Below are 19,459 nucleotides of genomic sequence, written 5' to 3'. Positions count from 1 at the left end.
AGAACGGCACCCTGCTGCCAGAGTGCCGTTGATGGAGTTATAAACCGCAAAGTCGGCGCGGAGGTTATTTGTCGCCTTTCTCGAAGGGCCGCCAGTCGAGCTCGCCGGGCAGGCCGCCGGTTTTCTTGCGCAGGAACACGGTCTGGTCGTCATCTTCCCGCTTGCCGAAGGTCACGTCGGCCCGGCACTCCAGGCAGCGCACCGAAGTGTACTTAAACTTGCCCTGGGCCACGCGGCTGGTCAGGTCCAGATTGTCGGACCCGCAGATGCCACAGGCGGCCACATCGGCAAAACTCAAACGCTCGTATTCGGCCACCGTTTCGTGAAAGTTATTGCCTTGCACGGTAAAGTGAAACTGGCGGCGCCCGATGCGCTTAGTCGTCATCATTTGCAACATTCTACTGCAGTAAAAGAAGGTTAATTAATGCTTTAAAATTACGAATTATCGACCTCAAAAACAAGCCGATACCCCGGAACAATCGAACAAAAAAAGGTGCCGCAAAGCACCTTTTTTTAGTAGCTGAGAACCTGCTTATTGCTGCACAAATTTTACCGTTCGCAAGGTGCTGCCAGCGCTTACCTCGCAGATATAATTGCCTTTGGCCAGCGGCCCGAGGCGGAGCGGAACCTCTTCGCCACCGGCAGCCGGCAGCTGCCGCTGCGCCACCACCGCGCCCCGGACATCCAGCACCCGCACCCGTAGCGGCTGGCCGCGCAAGGCGGCCGGGAGCACCAGCGTGAGCGGGCCATTGCCGGTCGGGTTGGGGTAGATGCTCAGGGCACCCGCAGCATTAGCCGCCGGCGAAACGGTGGCCAGCGGGGCGCTGGGGTGCAGAGCGTTGTAGGCCGTCACGAAATTCGGGATGCCATACCCCAGCGTATTGTCGGGAGTGGCGGCCTGGGTGGCGGTGCTGCGCAGGGCCACAATCACCTGCTGGGCCGTGAGCGTGGGGTTGGCCTGCCAGAAGCCGGCCGCCATGCCCGCGAGCACGGGACAGGCAAACGAGGTACCGTTGCCCCGAAAAGCACCGCCATTGGGCGAAATCACCGCCGTGGCCTGGCCCATAGCCGACAGCGTGGGCTTGATGCGACCATCGGCCGTGGGGCCGTAGGAGCTGAAAAAAGCGTGGTTGCCCAGCGAATCCACGGCCCCGACGGTCATGATGGAGTCGGCATCGGCGGGGGCCGAAATGTAGTGCCAGGCATGGTTGCCCTCGTTGCCGGCCGCGCTGACTACCAGCATGCCCACGCGGGCGGCCATAGTCGCGGCCCGCGAGCTGATGGCATTGCGACCGGTCATATCCGCGTAGATGTAGGACACGGACGGTACATCGAAATCAGTATAGCCCAGGGAGGAGCTGATGACATCAACGCCCACCGAATCAGCATATTCGGCGGCCGCCAGCCAGTTGGCTTCCTCAATGGGATGTTCCGAATACACATCTTCTGTGATGCACAGGTGGAACGTGGCCTTGGGCGCGGTGCCGATGAAGAACCCCGGCTGGTTGGCCGCCATCGTCGACAGGCAGTTGGTGCCGTGGTCGCTGCGGCCGTACACGCTGGTGCCGCCATCCACAAAGTTGCGGGTGCTGGCCAGGCGCTGCTCCAGAAACAGCGGCTGCAAGGCCGCAATCTGGTCGGCCCCGGGAAAGCCGGCGTCGAAAACGGCAATTTGCATGCCCTCGCCCCGGAAGCCGGCATCGTGCATGGCCAGGGCCCCAATCTGCTGGTCCTGGCGGTAGGCCGGGCCGTATTGGGCGCGCGTGGCCGTGGTCCGGGCAGCGGGCTCAGGCAGTTGCGTGGGCGCGGTAAAGGGCTTCGGCACGCGGGCGCTCCGGTTGAGGGTGCTGGCGCGGCTCACCTTGGGCAGGGCCATGATGCGGCCCAGCGTGAGGGAATCGCAGGAAACCACGGCCGCATTGAACCAACGGGACGTGTAGAGTACCTGCGGCCCGCCGCTCACGGCCCGAATCTGGGCCACGTAGGTGGGGTTCACGGGCAGGTCGCGCGGGAGCACGGCAATGCCCTGCCGGCTGCGCCGGGCCAGCGCCCGGGCCGACAGAAATGCCTGCGGCTGCGCCACCGAAAACGGCGTGCCGGCCTTATCCTGAAAATACACCAGATGCCGGCGCACGGTGCCCTGCGCCGAGGCCGGGGCGACCGCCAGGGCATTCAGCGCGCCAGCCACCAGGGCCAGGCTCACCCATTTGAACGTAGAAGGCACCATATGTTGCGGGAAACAGCGAGGGGGGAAACTCAGTAGCTAGTGGCTTAATTCACTTTGGATTCAATCAGCGTTTCGCGGCGCGAATAGCCAAAAGTGTACGACTTAGGCACGAAGACCACACTACCTGAAGAGTTGACATAGTAAAAGTTGGTAAAGCGCCGCTGGCGCCGCAATACCGGCCCTACCCCCTTCGCAAATACCTGCTGGTAGGTTTTCACATAATAAGCGTCATCCTCCTGCGCCGTGCCTTCGTTGGTGGTGGTCACGGTGGCCGGGTAGGCTTTGGTGATGCCGCCGGCGGTGGTGCTAAAGGGCTCCCCCACGCGGCGGTAGCGGCGGGTTTCGGCCGTCACCGTGTCTTCGGAGTTATTGCTGTAAGCGTTGAAATTCCACAGGCGGCCTTCGCGCACCGGGAAAATCAACTCCAACGTGCGCAGGTTATTGCGGTTGAGAATAACCGATTGCGCCGTGGGGCTCAAGGTAAAGATGCTGTCGTCGACCCAGGGGTCCGCAGGCGTCAGTCGCTTCGAGCGCACCAGTCGGTAAGCAGTTTTACCAGCCGCATCAGCGAATGAGCTGGTGATGGCTTCCCGGAACTGAAAAGAGGTGGCCGTGAGTACGCTGGGCGTTACCTGGCTGCCCTGGCCGTTGGCCCGGCTCCAAGAGGAATCCGCCACGGCATAAATCCAGTAGTTGCCCACGGCCACCGGGTAGTAGCTCAGGCCCGCATCGGGCAGGATTTCCACCGTGTTTTCTTTGCAGCCAGCAAAGCCAATTGCCAGCGCACCCGCTGCCAGGGCCAAGCTAATTCGGCGGGTAGTCGCCGGCAGATTCCAGGAAAAATTCATTCGTTGCATGAGTAGCGCAGCGGGTTATTTGGAAAGGAATTATTGCTCAGCCGTGGCTGTAGCGGCAAAAGGTAAGGGAAATTCGCCAATTACGTGGCGCTCAATCCAGCCGCCGCCCAGCACGTCGTTGCCGTCGTAGAATACGGCGGCTTGGCCGGGCGTGATGGCGTGCACGGGCTCTTCGAAATACACGCGGATTTTGCCGTCCACTTCTTCCAGAAACGCGGGCGAGCCGTCGTGGTTGTAGCGCACTTTCACCACGGCCGGCACCAAGCCACGGCCAGCCAGATTGGCCAGTTTGCCCATGTTCAGCTTGCCCACCACGGTGGCCGTGCTGGCCAGCTCTTCGTAGTTGCCGAGCACCACTTCATTGGTATCGGGGCGAATTTCGAGGACGAACGCGGGATAGCCTAAGGCCACGCCCAGCCCTTTGCGCTGCCCGATGGTGTAGAACGGATAGCCCTCGTGCTTGCCGATGACACGGCCGTTTTTGGTCACGAAATTGCCGCCGGCCACGCGCGCCTCCAGGCCCGGCACGCGGCGGCGTAGGAATCCCCGGTAGTCATTATCAGGGATAAAGCAGATTTCGTAGCTTTCGGGCTTGTTCACCAGCTCGGTGAAGCCGCGCCGGCGGGCTTCGTCATAAATCTCGGTTTTGCGCATGCCGCCCAGCGGGAACAGCGTGCGGCTCAGGCTCTCCTGGCTCACGCCCCAGAGGGCATAGCTTTGGTCCTTGTTTTCGTCGAGGCCTTTGCTCACCACGAAGCGTCCGGTTTCTTCATCCTTGCGAATGTTGGCGTAGTGACCCGTGGCAATGTACTGGCAGCCAAGCTGGTCGGCGCGGCGCAGCAGGGCATCCCACTTGATGTGCGTATTGCAGAGCACGCAGGGGTTGGGCGTGCGGCCGGCGAGGTATTCGTCGGTGAAATTATCAATCACGAAGTCGCCAAACTCGTCGCGGATATCAATGATATAGTGCGGGAAGCCGAGCTGCACGGCAATGTCGCGGGCATCGTTGATGCTGTCGAGCGAGCAGCAACCGGTTTCCTTTTTGGAGCCGCCGGCGCTGGCGTAGTCCCAGGTTTTCATGGTCATCCCGACCACTTCGTAGCCTTGTTCGTGCAGGAGCACGGCGGCTACACTGCTATCAATTCCGCCGCTCATGGCGACGAGGACTCTTCCTTTTACTTCGGTATTCATAGTGGGTTGCAATTCACCCGGAGCTTGAATGGTTCCGGCTGGCAACCGCAAAGGTAGCGTCTGTCATTGCGAGGAGGCACGACTGAGCAATCCGTGCTGTCAAAACCAGTCCCATTCTTCTACCAAAAAGCCCCGACACTGGATAGTACCGGGGCTTTTCACATCTCAGAGCTTAGCAAATTGCACAGGACGGATTGACGCCGCTTCATGCGCGGAATGTCGTGCCTCCTCGCAATTACAGGCGGCACTTACTTCCCCCGCCCTTCCACAATAATCTTCAACGTATAAAGTAGCACCCGAAAGTCCATAGCCAGACTCATGTTCTCAATGTAGAGAATGTCGAATTTGAGCCGTTCCACCATCTGGGCTACGGTTTCGGCATAGCCGTATTTCACCTGGCCCAGCGAGGTGAGGCCCGGCCGCACGCGGTGCAGGTGGCGGTAGTGGGGCGCGATTTTCACAATCTGGTCGATGAAAAACTGGCGCTCCGGGCGCGGGCCCACAATGCTCATGTCGCCTTTCAGCACGTTCCAGAACTGGGGCAGCTCATCGAGCCGCACCTTGCGCATAAAGCGGCCCCACTTGGTGATGCGCGGGTCGTGGTCGGAGCTCAGGGCCGGGCCCATTTTCTCGGCGTCGGTGAACATTGACCGAAACTTGATGATTCGGAACGGGTGGCCGTCGCGCCCGATGCGCTCCTGCCGGTAAAACACCGGGCCGGGCGACGACAATTTCACCATCACGGCCGTGAAGGCGTAGACCCAGCTGGCCAGCAGCAGGAACAGCGCCGAGCCCACCACGTCGATAATCCGCTTAAGCATCACCTGCCACACGGGCAGCAGGTCCTGCTTGATTTCGATGAGCGGCGTCCCGAATAAGTGGTTGACTTTCACCGAACCCAGCAGCATCTGATACAGGTCGGGCAGGATGCTCACGCGGGCCGGAGTGCCTTCCAGCAGGGCCAGAATGTCCTGGATGAGCAGGTGCTCGCTGGGCTCAATGGCGATAACCACCTGCTCAATTTTAAGGGCCCGCACCAGGGCCGGCAGGCGCTGGTAGGAGCCGCGCGCGGGCAGCTCGGCGGCCAGCGCCGGGTCGATGGTATCGCCCACGGGCGCGAACCCCACCATGCGCAGGCCCAGGTGCCGGCTGGTGCGCGACAGCTCATGAAAGGTATTCAACGCCAGTGTATTGGAGCCCACAAGCAGCGTGGGAAAGAAAATCCGCTGCTTGCGAATCTGGCGCTGCACGCTGCTCACGGCCACGGTGCGCAGCACGGCCGTGATGAAGAAATGCAGCAGATAGTACGCGGTAAACGTCTTATAGTAAGCCCGGTAGTTCACCACACCCTGGTCATCAAGCAGCAGGGTGAAGAAGATGACCACCGCGCCCAGCATGGCCACGCGCGCCAGCCGCAGGATTTCGCCGAGGCGCGACTTGCGGTAGATGTCGCGGTACTCGCCCACCAGCGCGTAGAGCACCGTCCAGAATATGGCGATGAATACGGCCGACCCGGTGAGGTCGAACAGCACGCCTTCGGTGAAGTGATAGCCGGTCAGCTCGTTGAGCAAATATTTGCGCACGAGGTAAAAGCACATCCAGGCAACCAGCGCCGCGCCGAAATCGGCGGCCACCAGCTTGATATATTGAAAGCGACGAATTAACTGCAAAACGGTGGGCGGGGTAGTATTTTCGCGGTCTGTGGGACGTACCGCTCCCGGCAAAGGTAGGGACAGCGGGTAGTTGTCCGGCGGCTTCTTTTTGGGCCGGCCAATGGGCCTCCATCGGTCCGCACCCGGCTTTTATTCATTTTAATTAAGCCCTTTATCATCTCACCGCTTCACGATACTTATCGCCATCAGGGACAACGGCGGGCGCTGGCCCGCGAGTTGCGGCGGCGCGGCATTCACGACGAGCGGGTGTTGCAGGCCATCGCCACCGTGCCGCGCCACCTCTTTTTTGCGCCCGCCTTCGAGGCCCACGCTTACCAGGACAAAGCCTTTCCCATCGGCGAGGGCCAGACGATTTCGCAGCCCTACACCGTGGCCTACCAGACCCAGCTGCTCGACCTGAAACCCACTGACCGGGTGCTGGAGGTGGGCACCGGCTCGGGCTACCAGTGCGCCGTACTGCTCCAGCTCACGCCCCACGTCGACAGCATCGAGTTCAACGAGGTGCTGTTTGCCCGCACCCGGCAGCTGCTGGCCACGCTGGGGGCCGGTGGGGCCGGGCTGTATTGCGGCGACGGCTCGGTGGGCCTGCCCGACCGCGCCCCGTTCGATGCCATCCTTGTTACGGCCGGCGCGCCGGGGCTGCCCCCCGCCCTGCTGCGCCAGCTGCGCGTGGGCGGCCGCCTGATAATACCCGTGGGGGGCAGCCACACCCAGCGCATGGTGCGCGTGACCCGCGAAGGCACCGAGGCCTTTGTGCGCGAAGAATTTGAAGACTTCCGGTTCGTACCGCTGCTCGGGGCCGGGGGCTGGCGCTCGTAGAATTCCGCTTCATTCTTTTCGCATTTTCTCAGGGGTAATTTGCCTGCGATTCCCCTCCTGCTGCCTTTTCCCCCCCCAGATGCAAGGCTGGCCAGGATAGTTTCCTCCCTCCCCTTTTCCCCGGCTTTTCCCACCCGCCCTCCTGCTTATGATAAAAATGTTACGGCCTTTTAAGGTCGGGCTTATCAGTGCGGCGTTTGCGCTCGGCAGCCTCGTGGCCACGGCGCAAACGCCGGCAGGCGTGGTACGGAAATACCCCGAGCACCAGACCGGCTACCGTTGTGCTTTCGACAGCGACCAGCAGGCGGCTTTTGCCCGGCAGCCGGGCGCGGCCGTGGGGGCCGTCCCGCTGCCGGCAGCGGGACGGCCCGGGTGTTTCCCAACCCGCTCACGGCCGAGTCAGTGGTGGAATTCACGCTGGCAACCTCCGGCCCGGTCGAGCAGCACCTGACCGACCTGCTGGGCCGCCCGGTGGGCCTGGCCGCGCCAGCTTGCAAACCCTGCCCCTGCCGCCGCACGGCAGCCGGAATCTATCTGGTTGAACTACGGACCGCCAATGGGCGTTCCGCCAGCAAAGTGGTGATTCCCTGATTTCAGCTTGCTTTTTCCCCCTTGGGATGGGTTTTATTCAGGGTTTTTTTGGTAAATTTGAAAGCCCTGCCATTGGAGCAAATCTTTTTGCGGACCCAGCCGCTTTTTTCTTCCCCCTCTTCTAATCAACCTAATTTTTCTCCTAATTTTTCCTCATGTTGAAAAAACTAATACCCACGGCGCTGACCCTGGCATTGGCCCTGACCGGCCTGAGTGCCAGCGCCCAAAACAAAAGTTTTAACCCCAGCAAAACCGACGAGCGCAGCCCCAACTGGTGCGGGGCCGTGGCCGAGCAGGAGCGATACTTCGCCGAGCATCCCGGTGCCCGCGAAGCCCAAAAGGCATACTACCAGCAATTGGAAGCCATGGCGGCCGCACAGAAGCGCAGCGGCAACTACAAAACGTCATACGTTACTGATGTTACTATTCCGGTGGTAGTGCACGTCATCCACTCTGGGGGTGTCGATAACATCAGCGACCGGCAGATTAATAGTGCCATCGACCAACTTAACATTGATTATCAGAAGCGAAATGCCGACACAACCAGCATTCTATCGCTTTTCCGGTCCCGGGCGGCGGCGGTAGGCTTTCAGTTTCGCCTTGCAAAAAAAGACCCCAATGGCAACTGCACCACGGGTATTACTCGTCATTACGCCCCCAGCCTAGTGAACGATGACCAGAGCGGTGCAGTGCAGTCTCTGGTTATCTGGGACCGGATGCGCTATCTCAACATTTGGATTGTTAGCACAATTGGTACGCCCACGCCCAGTGGCGGCACCATCTTGGGCTACTCAAACCTGCCCCAGAATTCTACGAGCACGCGCGACGGCTTTGTGGAGCGCCACGACTTTTTTGGCACCACGGGCACTAGCAACCCTGCACGCGGCACGGACCGCACCGGTACCCACGAAATAGGCCACTACTTTGGTCTGAGCCATACTTGGGGTCAAACCAACACCCCCGGCACGGGCGATTGCAGCGGTACCGACTACGTAGCAGACACCCCTCCCACCGATGGCACTTTCAGTTGCAACCTATCCTATTCGCCCTGCGGCCAAGTTGCCAACGTGCAAAATATTATGGACTATGCCTGCGAAGTAATGTTCACAGATGGCCAAAAGCAGCTCATGCGTAACGTACTGGCTACTTCGCCCGTGCGCACCGGCCTCTCTACCCCGGCCAACCTGATTGCCACGGGCACCAACGATGGCTATGTGGCTCCTGCCAACGGTTGCGCCCCGGTGATAGCCTTCGCCCCCGCCACGGGCTCAAGCACCAGCGTGTGCATCAACACGCCGGTGACGCTGAAGGACTACTCCTACAACTTCTCGTCGGGCGGCGGCTCGCTCACTTATTCGTGGTCGTTCCCCGGCGGCACGCCCGCCACGGCTACGGGTTCTACCGTTTCGGTGTCGTACGCGGCAGCAGGCTTCTATCCTGTCACCGAAACCGTGAGCAACACCGCAGGCACTAACAGCGTCTCGGTGACCAACTATATTCGGGTGGAAGGCCCGACGGGCGGCGAAACGGCCCCGTACACGGAGTCGTTTGAAAATGCCAGCTTCCCGAACCTATTCCCGGACCCCACGCTGCGCAATTACACCTCTTCGGGCTTCACCAGCGCCGGGATTGCAGCTCCGAACTACCGTTGGGCGCGGCAAACCACCCTGCCCGCCGCCGCCGGCACCGCCTATCTGATTGTTCAGGACCGGGTACTTCCAACGGGTGCCACCACGCAACTCATCACGCCCAACATAAACCTGGCCTCAGTGCCCCGTCCGGCCACGCTGAGCTTCTCGCGGGCTTTCGCTCTGCGCACAATTTCCAGCAACGAGCAGCTGCGCATTTCCTTCAGCAGTGATTGCGGCGTAACCTGGTCGACTCCTGCCGTGCTCAACGTGACGGACCTCACCACCCAGGGCCTCGTCCCCATCGACAACTTTGCTCCCACCAGCACCACCGACTGGCAGACCACCACGGTAGCCATTCCGGCCCAGTTCCAGGGCAGCGGCTTGTTCAAAGTGCGCTTCCAGATGGTGAACGGCACGTCGCAGGGCAACAACTTCTACTTCGACAACCTGCGCATTGCCGGCCCGCTGGCTACTAAAGCTGACGCCCTCGCCAGCCGCGGCATCAGCGTGTACCCCAACCCGATGACCAACGAAACGGCCGTGCACCTCAACCTGACGGCGGCCACCAACGTGCAGGTGAGCCTCACCGACATGCTGGGCCGCAACGTGGTGTCGCAGCCCGCTAAGATGTACGGTGCCGGCCAGCAGAGCGTGTCGCTGCAAAGCGCCGGCCACGCCCTCAAAGCCGGTGTGTACGTGGTGCGTATCTCGCTCGATGGCGAAACCTTCACCAGCAAGCTCAACGTGGAATAGTTTCACGTCCAGCATTCATTGCTGAATTGAAAAAGCCCCGTCCGATAATCGGACGGGGCTTTTTTTTCGACCTCAGGCCACCGCTGCCCTGGGGCCGTACCTTTGCAACAATATTTTCCGCCGCCCGCAGGCCGCTTTACTTTATCTCCATGCGCAAGCAAAAACCCGTCGCCGACTCGTTCGTCATCATGACCGAGCTGGTACTGCCCAACGACACCAACACCCTCAACAACCTCATGGGGGGCCGCATGATGCACCTCATGGACATTGCCGCCGCCATTGCGGCCCAGAAGCACTCCAACCGCATCGTGGTCACGGCCTCGGTTGATAACGTGTCGTTCCGCGACAGCATCCGCCTCGGCAACGTGGTGACGCTGCAGGCCCAAGTCACGCGGGCCTTTAGCTCCAGCATGGAAGTGCACATTGATGTGTGGGCCGAAGACATTCCCAGCGGCACCAAGCTCAAAACCAACGAGGCCTTCTTCACCTTCGTGGCCGTGGACCAGAGCGGCCGGCCCATCGACGTGCCTGAAGCAGTGCCCGAAACCGAAGCCGAAATCAGCCTCTACGAAGGGGCGCTGCGCCGCCGGCAATTGCGCCTCGTGCTGGCCGGCCGCATGCAGCCCGCCGAAGCCCAGGAGCTAAAGGCTTTGTTCGATTTGAAATAATCGGTATCATTACCCCGGTAAATCAGCCCGATTTTTCCCACTTCATCCGCCGCGCCATGTCTGCCGAAAAGCTGGCCTTTCTGCAAAACTTCTACACCGACGTGACGCTCTACGTGCCCGCCGAACCGGCGGCCGACGAGCCGGCCGCCGCGCCCCAGGCTCCCGTTGCGGTCCAGCCCGCGCCCGCACCACCGCCGGCCCCGAAACCGGAGCCAGCCGCGCCGCCCCGCGTCTCCAGCATGCCGCCAATGGCTTATAGCAAGCCTTCGGCGGGCTTGGAGCGGCTTACTTCGAGTGCGCTGCATCCGGTGGCAGCGGCGGGGCCGCCCGCGCCCGAGGCACCCCGCCCGGCGGCGACGACTCCCGTTGCGGAGGCCCCAACGGCCCCGGCCGTGCCACCGGTTATGCTCACGCCATTCACGGTGATGGGCGACAACGTGCAGGGGGTAATCCTGCTGTTCCGCCTGCCGTCGGAACAGTTTATGAAGGTGCACCGCAACGTGTTTCTCAACAAAATGCTCCAGGCCCTGAATCTGGTGATGGCCGACGTGCTGCTGGTCAATGTCGAATCAGAGCTGCCCGTGGCGCTGGCCAACCTGCGCCGGGAGCTGGCCGCCACGCGCATCGTGGCCTTCGGCAAAAACCTGCTCGACACCACCATCCGCAACACCCAGATTTATGAGCCGGTGCTGTTTCCCAACCTCGGCCTAGCCTACCTAGCTTCGGCTACCGTCGATTTGGTGGAGTATGACGTGAGCCTGAAAAAGCGCCTCTGGCCCGGCTTACAGCGCATGTTTCTGGGGTAAACCCGACTTCTTTTAGGCACAAAAAAAGCCCCGTCTGAAATCAGACGGGGCTTTTTTATTGCTGTTGGCGCAGTCTATTTCAGCACTTCGGCCAGCTTGGCGGCAAGGGCTTCGCCACGCAGGTTTTTGGCGATGATTTTCCCTTGAGGGTCCACCAGGAACGACTGCGGGATGGCTTTCACGCCGTAGGCGGCCCCGGCCACGCTTTGCCAGCCAGCCAGGTCCGACACGTGGTGCCAGGTGAGGCCATCGGCAGCAATGGCTTTTTCCCATTTGCCCTTCTCCTGGTCCAGCGACACGGAGTAGATGGTGAAGCCTTTGCCCTTGTTTTTGAATTGGTTGTAGGCCTGCACTACGTTGGGGTTTTCCTGGCGGCAGGGGCCGCACCAGCTCGCCCAGAAGTCAATCAGCACGTACTTGCCGCGCAGGCTGCTGAGGGCCAGCTTGGAGCCGTCGGGCTGCGGCAGGTTGATTTCGGGAGCCATCGCGCCCTGCACAGTGGCCCGCATGGGCTCCAGGCGGGCCGTCAGCTCCTTGGTGAAGGGCGAATTGGGGTTAGCCTTGCGCTGAATAGCGGCCAGGGAATCAGCAAACTGAAATTCCTCGTCGGGATTGATGAAAGCACCCGCCGCAAACCCGCTCACCACGGACGTGGCATTGCGCCGGATAAGCGCCTTCATTTTGGCCGTGTTGCGGCCCTGAATGGCGTAATACTCCTTTTCGATGGCCTTCATCTCCTCGGTTTTGCCGGCCTGGCCCGCCGCATTGTAGCGCTTGCCAATGGCTTCGAGCTGGCCCTTGCTTCCTTCCATCACCTGCGCCAGCTGGCGCAGGATTTCCGCTTCTTTGCTGCCTTTCACGCTGTAGGTGGCGGGCAGTTTTTGGGCATCCCCGTTCAGCTCTAAGTGGGTTTTGTTATCGAGCAGCAGCAGCACCTGGTTGGCTTCGTCCAATTTGAGCTGGTAGATGCCGGGGGCCACCGCCGCACCCTTGAGGGAGAATTTGCCGGCAGCATCGGTTTTGGCCGTGGCCTTCTCCACAAACTGGTTGGAATTGAGCTCCGAAAGGTGCAGCACCGTGCCGGTCGGGGCATTTTTCAGCTGGCCCGAAATCTCGTAGCCGTCGGCGGCGGCGGCATTCTGGCAGGCATTAGCCATGCCCAGCACGGTGGCGGCCAGAAAAACAGATTTTATCATGGGGTGAGGCATGTGCGTGAACTGGTGAATCAAAATGGCCAACGCGAGGCCGTTAGAGGTTTGTTCCGGGTCTCAGAAACCCGAACGGAATTTAGGAATGGTATTAATGAGAACGTCATGCTGAGCGCAGCCGAAGCATCTCTGCCGCAATAGTAAACCCATCGAATGGATTACTCGGTAGAGATGCTTCGACTGCGCTCAGCATGACGTTCTAGTCATTATTCTAGCTGACAAACTACCCGTCCAGCCCGGCGCGGAGCAGCTGGTTGGCCAGCTTGGGGTCGGCCTTGCCGCCGGTGAGCTTCATGAGTTCGCCCATGAACATGCCGGTAAGGGAATTTTTGCCGGCGCGGTACTCGGCTACTTTGGCGGGGTTAGCATCGAGCACCTGCTGCACGAGGCCGGCCAGCTCGCCGTTGTCGGCTTGCGTGAGCAGGCCCAGGCTTTCGGCCGCGCCGGTAGCGTTGGCGGTGGGGTGCTCCAGCAGGTGCGGAAACAACTGCTTACTGGCCACTGAATAGTTGATTTTGCCAGCGTCAATCAGGTCAATGATGCCGGCCAGCTGGGCGGCGTCAAGCGGGAAATCGGCCATGGTGAGGGCGCGCTCGTTGAGGTACGATTTCACGGGACCCATTACCCAGTTGGCCGCCGCTTTGGCGTTGGGCGTGAGGCGCGAGAGGTCGTCGAAAAACAGGGCCACTTCCTTCTGGTCGATGAGCACGGAGGCGTCGTAGTCGTTCAGGCCCAGCTCGCCCACGAAGCGCGAGTAGAGCTGCTGCGGCAGGGCCGGCAGCTCGGCGGCCACACGGTGCAGCCACTCGTCCGAAATCACCAGTGGCGGCAGGTCCGGCTCGGGGAAGTAGCGGTAGTCGTTGAGGGTTTCCTTGCTGCGCTGGCCGTTGGTGGTGCCGCTGGCAGCGTCGAAACCACGGGTTTCGCTGTCCACTTCCTCGCCGGCTTCGATGATGGCAATCTGCCGCTCGATTTCGTAGGCAATGGCGCGCTGCACGTTGCGGAAGGAGTTCATGTTCTTCACTTCCACCTTCATGCCGAACTGCTTGGCGTCCTTGAGCATCACCGAAATGTTGGCGTCGCAGCGCAGCGAGCCTTCCTCCATGTTACCGTCGCAGATGCCGAGGTACTCCACCAGCTTCTTGATTTCGGTGAGGTAGGCGTAGGCTTCGTCGCCGGTGCGGATGTCGGGCTCGCTCACGATTTCGATGAGCGGCACGCCGGCGCGGTTCAGGTCGACCAGGGTTTCGGTTTCGCCGGCCAGGTGCATCGATTTGCCGGCATCTTCCTCCATGTGAATGCGGGTGATGCCGATGCGCTTCAGCTCCTCGCCCACGCGCACTTCGAGGTGGCCGTCGTAGCAAATCGGGGTTTTGTCCTGGGTAATCTGGTAGCCCTTGGGTAGGTCGGGGTAAAAGTAGTTTTTGCGGGCAAACAGGTTGTCGCGCCGAATCTGGCAATTGGTGGCCAGGCCCATTTTCATGGCAAACTCCACGGCCGTGCGGTTCACCTTGGGCAAGGTGCCGGGGTGGCCGAGGGTGATGACCGACAGGTTGGTGTTGGGGGCAACGCCGTACTCGTTCTCATCGGAAGAGTACATCTTGCTGTGCGTGAGCAGCTGGGCGTGAACTTCCAGACCGATAACGGGCTGGTATTTGGCAAGGGTGGCTTCGTCCATATTCTGAAAAAACGCGGGGTCCTACTGGGTATTTAGCCTTAAAGGTAACGGGTAGGCAGAAGCCAGCCCGCATGATGGGTCCGCTGGCAGCCGTTTTTTGGCTTCGATGTGGTTGAATCGGCCAGTCCTAGAATGGTTGGCGGGGCTTAGCGGCGCATCCGGGGGCTGCCGTAGCCGCCATAATTCGGCTGGCGGGTGGGCGCTTCGAGGGTATAAAAAAGCGGCACCGTGAGGAAGCTGGTCATCACCTGCCCATCGCGCCGGCCGGGCACAAACTGGCGCTGGAGCTTGGTAACGGCCCGCAGCACGGCACTATTCAAAAAACCGGCCGTGGACTGCACCACGCGGGCGTTGGTGATGCGGCCGTCGGCGGCCACGGCCAGCTCTACGTCCACCTCGCGCCGCCAGCCATACTGCACCATATCGGGCAGGTGACGGGTGGCGCGGCGGGCGGCGGCCAGTTCCTGGCTGTTGAGGCGCACGGCCTTGTTGAGCTCCTTCAGCAGGCGCTCCTCGCCACCGGGGTACAGCGGCAGCTGCTCGTAGGCAAAATAGGGCACGGGGGAGCCGTTGGCGTCGTAGCAGATGCCCACGCCGCAGCGGCCATCCTGGCAATGCTCGCGCCGCTTGAGGGTACCGTCGGGGTAATAGGTGAGCAGGTCGCCGTGGCGCACGCCGCGCACGTAGTCTTCCTTGGTGCACATCTGGCCGTTCTCGTACCAGGTGGTGAGGCAGCCGTAGCGCACGCCCCGCGCCACGTTGAGGTACGGAATGTATTGCTTGAGCTTCCCCGACGGATAATACACCCGCGTAATACCGCTCAGGCTGTCGCGGAACGTGGTTTCGGCGCACAGCGCCGTGGTATCGGAGGCGGAAGAAGGCTGAAAATCGGGCGTAAAATAGCTGCTGATGGGATTGGGCGTAGCGGCCCGGGGCGCTTGCGCCCGGCCGGCCAACGGCCCCGCCAGCAAAAGCCCCAGATACAGTAACCGTGTTTTCACCAGACAAGAAAAAAGGGAGCTGAAGGCCCGGGAAACAGTCCCTCGCTCTCAACTCCCCGAAATTACGTACCGGCCGCCGAAACGGTGGCCCCAACTTACTTCAGCGGCTGCTGGAGCTGCTGCATGGCCATCATTTGCTGCAGGCTTTTGTTCATGCCTTCGTTCGAACCGTCGAGGAAGATGACGTTGCCCTGGCCTTGTTCGGCGAAATGCTTGATGGCCTCGGTCCACATTGAGAAATAGACCATCGCCGGGTCGAGGTTATTTTTGGTCATTTCCTCCACGGCGTGGGCCAGGCCCTTGGTCACTTCCTCGCGGAACAGCGCCACGCCCTGGCCGCGCAGCTGGGCCGCGATTTTCTCGGCCTCGGCCGCGATTTTGATGGCGTTGCCTTCGGCTTCGGCAGCCTTGGTTTTGGTGATGAGCAGGGCCTGGCCTTCGTTTTCGGCGGCGGCTTTGAGGTTGTTGCTGGCCACTACTTTGGCCATCGAGCGCATAATTTCCTCGTCGAAAGCAATGTCGTTGAGCTGCAAATCAATGAGGTGGTAGCCCCAGCTTTCGAGCGTAGCATCGAGTTGGTCCTTCACGTGGAGCACGATTTCGCCGCGCAGGCTCAGCACGGCCGCCTGCCGCTGCGTGGCCACAAAGGCCCGGATGCTGCCCTCCACGGTGCGCACCAGCGCCTGCATCAGGCTTTGCTCGTCCACAAACTTGAAGGCCACGTTTTTGATGGCTTCCTCGCTCTGGTCGAAGGCGGCGTAGACCAGCATGGCCTTGAAATTCACGTTGGCCTGGTCGACGGTGATGGCCTGGAAATTCAGCTCCAGCGAGCGGTTCTGAATGGAAATCCGCTTGTAGACCGCCTCAATGAATGGCAGCTTGAAGTTCAGTCCCGGCATCATGATGCGCCGGTATTTACCGAATACCGTGACCACCGCCACCGTGCCCTGCGGCACAATGACGTAGCACAGAAATAACGTGAGGCCAATGAGAATGAGCAGCGCGAGGGCAAAGGTGGACATGGCAGGAGCCAAAAAATGGTGAGTCGACGGTTCAAATGTAATAGTCGCAGCCAGTGTATCGCACTATGCGGCCGGGCATTACAGGACTTTCGCCGCCGTCCGTCAAATTTATCCGCGTCGGCCCATCTATTGGCGCAGAACTGCGCAGCGCCCTACTGCACCCTGAACGTGATAGGCACCGTGAACGACACTGCTACCGCCTGCCCGTCCTGCTGCCCCGGCGTGAAGGAGCGCAACTCGCGCACGGCCTGCAAGGCCGCCTGGTCGATGGACGGATATACCCCTTTCACAATCTTTATCTCGGCCACCTCCCCGCGCTTGGTCACCACAAACTTGACGAACACGCGCCCTTCGGCTTTGGCTTTAAGGGCATCGCGCGGGTATTTCACATTGTTGGAAATGGCCTGCACGATGGCCATAAAGCCGCCATCGCCCCGCGAATAGCGGGGCATGACTTCGTATTCAAAAAACGGCAGCAGTTGGCCTTCTGGTCCGTAGCATTCGCCGGTGCTCGTGCCGCTTTCGCCGTACTGGGCCCGCCGCTTTAATTGGCCGTTTTCGTAATAAAGACGCAGTTCGCCCAGCCGCTTGCCATGCGTGTACTCCTCACGCAAGCAGAGCTGTCCATTGGGCCACCAAGCTTCCGTAAGGCCGTCGAGGCGCTGGGTGCGCAGGTTTTCATAGTGGCTTTGGCGCAGCATCTGGCCGGCGAGGGTAAACTCGCGTACCACGCCGCGCACGCTGTCGGCGTATTCGATGTCGCGGCGGTAGCGGGCCCCGGTAGCGGTGGCAATTACGGCGTGCGTCGAGTCGAGCAGCTCGTGGCGAGTGGGTGGCACAGGTTGTTGCGCGGCGGCAGGAGCCGTTGCCAGGCTGGCCAGTATTGGCAGGGTGCTCCAAAACTTGGTCATGGGTGGTAGAAATTTAAGATTGGGAAAGTAGAAAATCAGCCTTAATACAGCACTGACAGCAATATCAGGAACGCCAAAGCGGCGGCTCCATTGCTTTGAGCCGCCGCTTTGGGCATTTGAATCAGTGGGGCTATTACAGTGCCGCCGTTACAGCCGATTCGGCCTTGGCAATAGCCGCCGCCAGCCCGGCCACGTTCTTGCCGCCGGCCGTGGCGAAGAACGGCTGTCCGCCGCCGCCGCCCTGGATTTCCTTAGCCAGCTCGCGCACCAGTGTGGTGGCGTTAAGCTTGCCGGCCTGGGCAATTTCGTCGGCCAGCATCACGGCCAGCTGCGGCTTGCCGTCTACCTCCGCGCCCAGCACCAGCACCAGGTTCGGCACGGCCTGGCGCAGGTTGAAGGCCAGGGTTTTCAGCGCGTCGGCGCTGCCGGCATGCACTTGGGCGGCCAGGAAATTCACGCCGTTCAGCTCCTTCACTTTGCCCACCAGCTGGTCTTTCTGCTGGTTGATATTCTGTTGCTCGAACTGCTCAATCTGCTTGCGCAGGCTGATGATTTCCTCGTTTTGCTTCTCGATGCTGGTGAGCAGGTGCTGGGGGTTACCCAGCGTCTCGCGCACCTGGTTCAGCAGGTCGAGCTGCTGGTCGACGTAGGCTTCGGCCCCAACACCCGTCACGGCTTCAATGCGGCGAACGCCGGCTCCCACGGCGCTTTCTCCCGTGATTTTGAGGTAGCCGATGGTGCCGGTATTGGGCACGTGCAGGCCGCCGCAAAGCTCCACCGAATAGTCGCGGTCGAAGGTGATGACGCGCACGAATTCGCCGTATTTTTCGCCAAACAAGGCCATGGCGCCCAGGGTTTTGGCCTCGGCAATGGGCACGTTGCGGCGCTCGTCGAGCGGGATTTGCTGGCGGATGCGGGCATTCACCAGCTGCTCAATTTCGCGCAGCTGGGCATCGGTCACTTTGGTGAAGTGCGAGAAGTCGAAGCGCAGCAGCTTCTCGTTCACGAGTGAGCCTTTCTGCTGCACGTGGCTGCCCAGCACCTCGCGCAGGGCGGCTTGCAGCAGGTGCGTGGCCGAGTGGTTCTGCCGAATCTGGGTGCGGCGGGCGGCGTCCGGGATGGTCAGGAAACTGGCCGTCAGGTCCTGCGGCAAGTCCAGCACGGTGTGCACGATGAGGTCGTTTTCCTTCTTCGTGTCAATCACGCGCACTTTGGAGAGCGGCGATTCCAGGTAGCCGGTGTCGCCCACCTGCCCGCCGCTTTCGGCATAGAAGGCGGTTTGGTCGAGCACCAGCTGGTACTCGGTTTTGCCCTTGGCCGTGGTCTTGCGGTAGCGCAGGATGTGCGCGGGGGCCTCGTCCAAATCGTAGCCCACGAAGGCCGGCTGCTCGTCCGAATCGGCCACCGTCACCCAGTCGCTCTGCTCGGTTTCCTGGGCGTTGCGGCTGCGGTTTTTCTGCTGCGCCAACTCCTTCTGGAAGCCTTCCTCGTCCACGGTCAGGCCCTTTTCGCGGGCGATGAGGGCCGTGAGGTCGAGCGGGAAGCCGAAGGTGTCGGACAGCTCAAACGCCGTTTTGCCATCAATCACGCCGCCGTTGGCGCGGGCGGTTTCTTCCAACGCATCGAGGCGGCGCAGGCCGGTTTCCAGCGTTTTCAGGAAGGCAATTTCCTCCTCCTCAATCACGCGCTGCACGAAAGCCGTCTGGGCTTTCAGCTCGGGGAAAATATTGCGCATCTGCTCAGCCAGCACGGGCACCAGCTTATACAGGAAGGGCTGTTTCTGATTGAGCGACGAGAAAGCGTAGCGCACGGCCCGGCGCAAAATGCGGCGAATGACGTAGCCGGCCTTCACGTTGCTGGGCAACTGGCCATCGGCAATGGTGAAGGCGATGGTGCGGATGTGGTCGGCAATGACGCGGATGGCGATGTCCGTTTTCTCGTTCTCCGTGGTGGGCTGGTCCGTCACCTTGGCGGGGGCGGTGCCGTGATACTCCACTCCTACTTCCTTGGCGATGAACTGGATGAGCGGCTGGAATACGTCGGTGTCGTAGTTCGACTTCACGCCCGACACAGCCATCATCAGGCGCTCGAAGCCCATGCCGGTGTCCACGCTCTGCTCGGGCAGCTTGATAAGCGACTTGTCAGCCAGGCGCTGGAATTCCATGAACACGTTGTTCCACACTTCCACCACCTGCGGGTGGTCGGCGTTCACCAGCTCGCGGCCGGGGGTAGCGGCGCGCTCCTCGTCGGAGCGCAGGTCGATGTGGATTTCGGTGCAGGGGCCGCAGGGACCGGTGTCGCCCATCTCCCAGAAGTTGTCCTTCTTGTTGCCGGGCAGAATGCGGTCGTCGGTGGTGTATTGGCGCCAGAGGTTCTGGGTTTCGGTGTCGGGGCCGGTGCCATCGGCTTTATCACCCTCGAAA

The 19,459-nt window shown here is 61.1% G+C and carries 16 protein-coding genes; 5 read left to right on the top strand and 11 right to left on the bottom strand.

Translation table 11 applies throughout. From position 1 onward, the window contains the following. Positions 1-64: 64 nt before the first annotated feature. From AAFH49_RS17015 to AAFH49_RS16995, 5 genes are all read right to left on the bottom strand, one after another. Positions 65-388 (bottom strand): hypothetical protein, encoded by a 324-nt coding sequence (locus tag AAFH49_RS17015; protein ID WP_216688795.1) that lies wholly within the window; start codon positions 386-388, stop codon positions 65-67. A 144-nt stretch (positions 389-532) separates the two neighbouring features. After that, positions 533-2,227, bottom strand: coding sequence for a S8 family serine peptidase (locus tag AAFH49_RS17010; RefSeq protein WP_342300056.1), 1,695 nt, complete (start codon positions 2,225-2,227; stop codon positions 533-535). Between the two features lie 44 nt (positions 2,228-2,271). Then, entirely contained in the window at positions 2,272-3,075 is an 804-nt protein-coding gene (locus AAFH49_RS17005) for a hypothetical protein (RefSeq protein WP_342300054.1), read from the bottom strand. Between the two features lie 39 nt (positions 3,076-3,114). Next, positions 3,115-4,275: a tRNA 2-thiouridine(34) synthase MnmA gene (mnmA, locus tag AAFH49_RS17000; RefSeq protein ID WP_342300052.1), complete on the bottom strand. Its 1,161-nt coding sequence runs from the start codon at positions 4,273-4,275 to the stop codon at positions 3,115-3,117. A 248-nt stretch (positions 4,276-4,523) separates the two neighbouring features. Next, a complete protein-coding gene (locus AAFH49_RS16995) occupies positions 4,524-5,945 on the bottom strand; it encodes a sugar transferase (RefSeq protein WP_342300051.1) in 1,422 nt (473 codons plus the stop codon). A gap of 159 nt (positions 5,946-6,104) precedes the next feature. Here AAFH49_RS16995 and AAFH49_RS16990 point away from each other — a divergent pair, with 159 nt between their 5' ends. The 5 genes from AAFH49_RS16990 (at position 6,105) to AAFH49_RS16970 (ending at position 11,216) form a co-directional block, all read left to right on the top strand. Continuing rightward, the gene (locus tag AAFH49_RS16990) at positions 6,105-6,767 is read left to right on the top strand and encodes a protein-L-isoaspartate(D-aspartate) O-methyltransferase (RefSeq protein WP_342300079.1); all 663 of its coding nucleotides are present in this window, start codon (positions 6,105-6,107) and stop codon (positions 6,765-6,767) included. A 372-nt stretch (positions 6,768-7,139) separates the two neighbouring features. Then, entirely contained in the window at positions 7,140-7,358 is a 219-nt protein-coding gene (locus AAFH49_RS16985; RefSeq protein ID WP_342300049.1) for a hypothetical protein, read from the top strand. A 155-nt stretch (positions 7,359-7,513) separates the two neighbouring features. Continuing rightward, complete coding sequence (locus AAFH49_RS16980) at positions 7,514-9,742, top strand: M43 family zinc metalloprotease (RefSeq protein ID WP_342300047.1); 2,229 nt, start codon at positions 7,514-7,516, stop codon at positions 9,740-9,742. 149 nt (positions 9,743-9,891) lie between these two features. Then, the gene (locus AAFH49_RS16975) at positions 9,892-10,410 is read left to right on the top strand and encodes an acyl-CoA thioesterase (protein ID WP_198068335.1); all 519 of its coding nucleotides are present in this window, start codon (positions 9,892-9,894) and stop codon (positions 10,408-10,410) included. Between the two features lie 56 nt (positions 10,411-10,466). Then, on the top strand, positions 10,467-11,216 hold the full coding sequence (locus tag AAFH49_RS16970) for a hypothetical protein (protein ID WP_342300045.1): 750 nt from the start codon (positions 10,467-10,469) through the stop codon (positions 11,214-11,216). A 74-nt stretch (positions 11,217-11,290) separates the two neighbouring features. On the opposite strand, the gene AAFH49_RS16965 is transcribed toward AAFH49_RS16970, so the two are convergent. The 6 genes from AAFH49_RS16965 to alaS form a co-directional block, all read right to left on the bottom strand. Next, on the bottom strand, positions 11,291-12,412 hold the full coding sequence (locus tag AAFH49_RS16965; RefSeq protein ID WP_342300043.1) for a redoxin domain-containing protein: 1,122 nt from the start codon (positions 12,410-12,412) through the stop codon (positions 11,291-11,293). Positions 12,413-12,647: 235 nt separating this feature from the next. Next, the gene (gene gatB, locus AAFH49_RS16960) at positions 12,648-14,102 is read right to left on the bottom strand and encodes an Asp-tRNA(Asn)/Glu-tRNA(Gln) amidotransferase subunit GatB (RefSeq protein ID WP_342300041.1); all 1,455 of its coding nucleotides are present in this window, start codon (positions 14,100-14,102) and stop codon (positions 12,648-12,650) included. A gap of 146 nt (positions 14,103-14,248) precedes the next feature. Beyond that, positions 14,249-15,103, bottom strand: coding sequence for an energy transducer TonB (locus AAFH49_RS16955; protein WP_342300040.1), 855 nt, complete (start codon positions 15,101-15,103; stop codon positions 14,249-14,251). A gap of 95 nt (positions 15,104-15,198) precedes the next feature. Then, positions 15,199-16,125, bottom strand: a complete 927-nt coding sequence (locus AAFH49_RS16950) for an SPFH domain-containing protein (RefSeq protein ID WP_342300039.1) — start codon at positions 16,123-16,125, stop codon at positions 15,199-15,201. Positions 16,126-16,277: 152 nt separating this feature from the next. Then, a complete protein-coding gene (locus AAFH49_RS16945) occupies positions 16,278-17,036 on the bottom strand; it encodes a TonB family protein (RefSeq protein ID WP_342300037.1) in 759 nt (252 codons plus the stop codon). Positions 17,037-17,169: 133 nt separating this feature from the next. After that, the coding region (alaS, locus tag AAFH49_RS16940) for an alanine--tRNA ligase (protein ID WP_342300036.1) at positions 17,170-19,459 on the bottom strand (2,290 nt) is incomplete at its 5' end.

The organism is Hymenobacter segetis (assembly GCF_038448715.1).
Lineage (GTDB): Bacteria > Bacteroidota > Bacteroidia > Cytophagales > Hymenobacteraceae > Hymenobacter > Hymenobacter segetis.
This window is presented reverse-complemented; position numbering and strand designations above follow the sequence as displayed.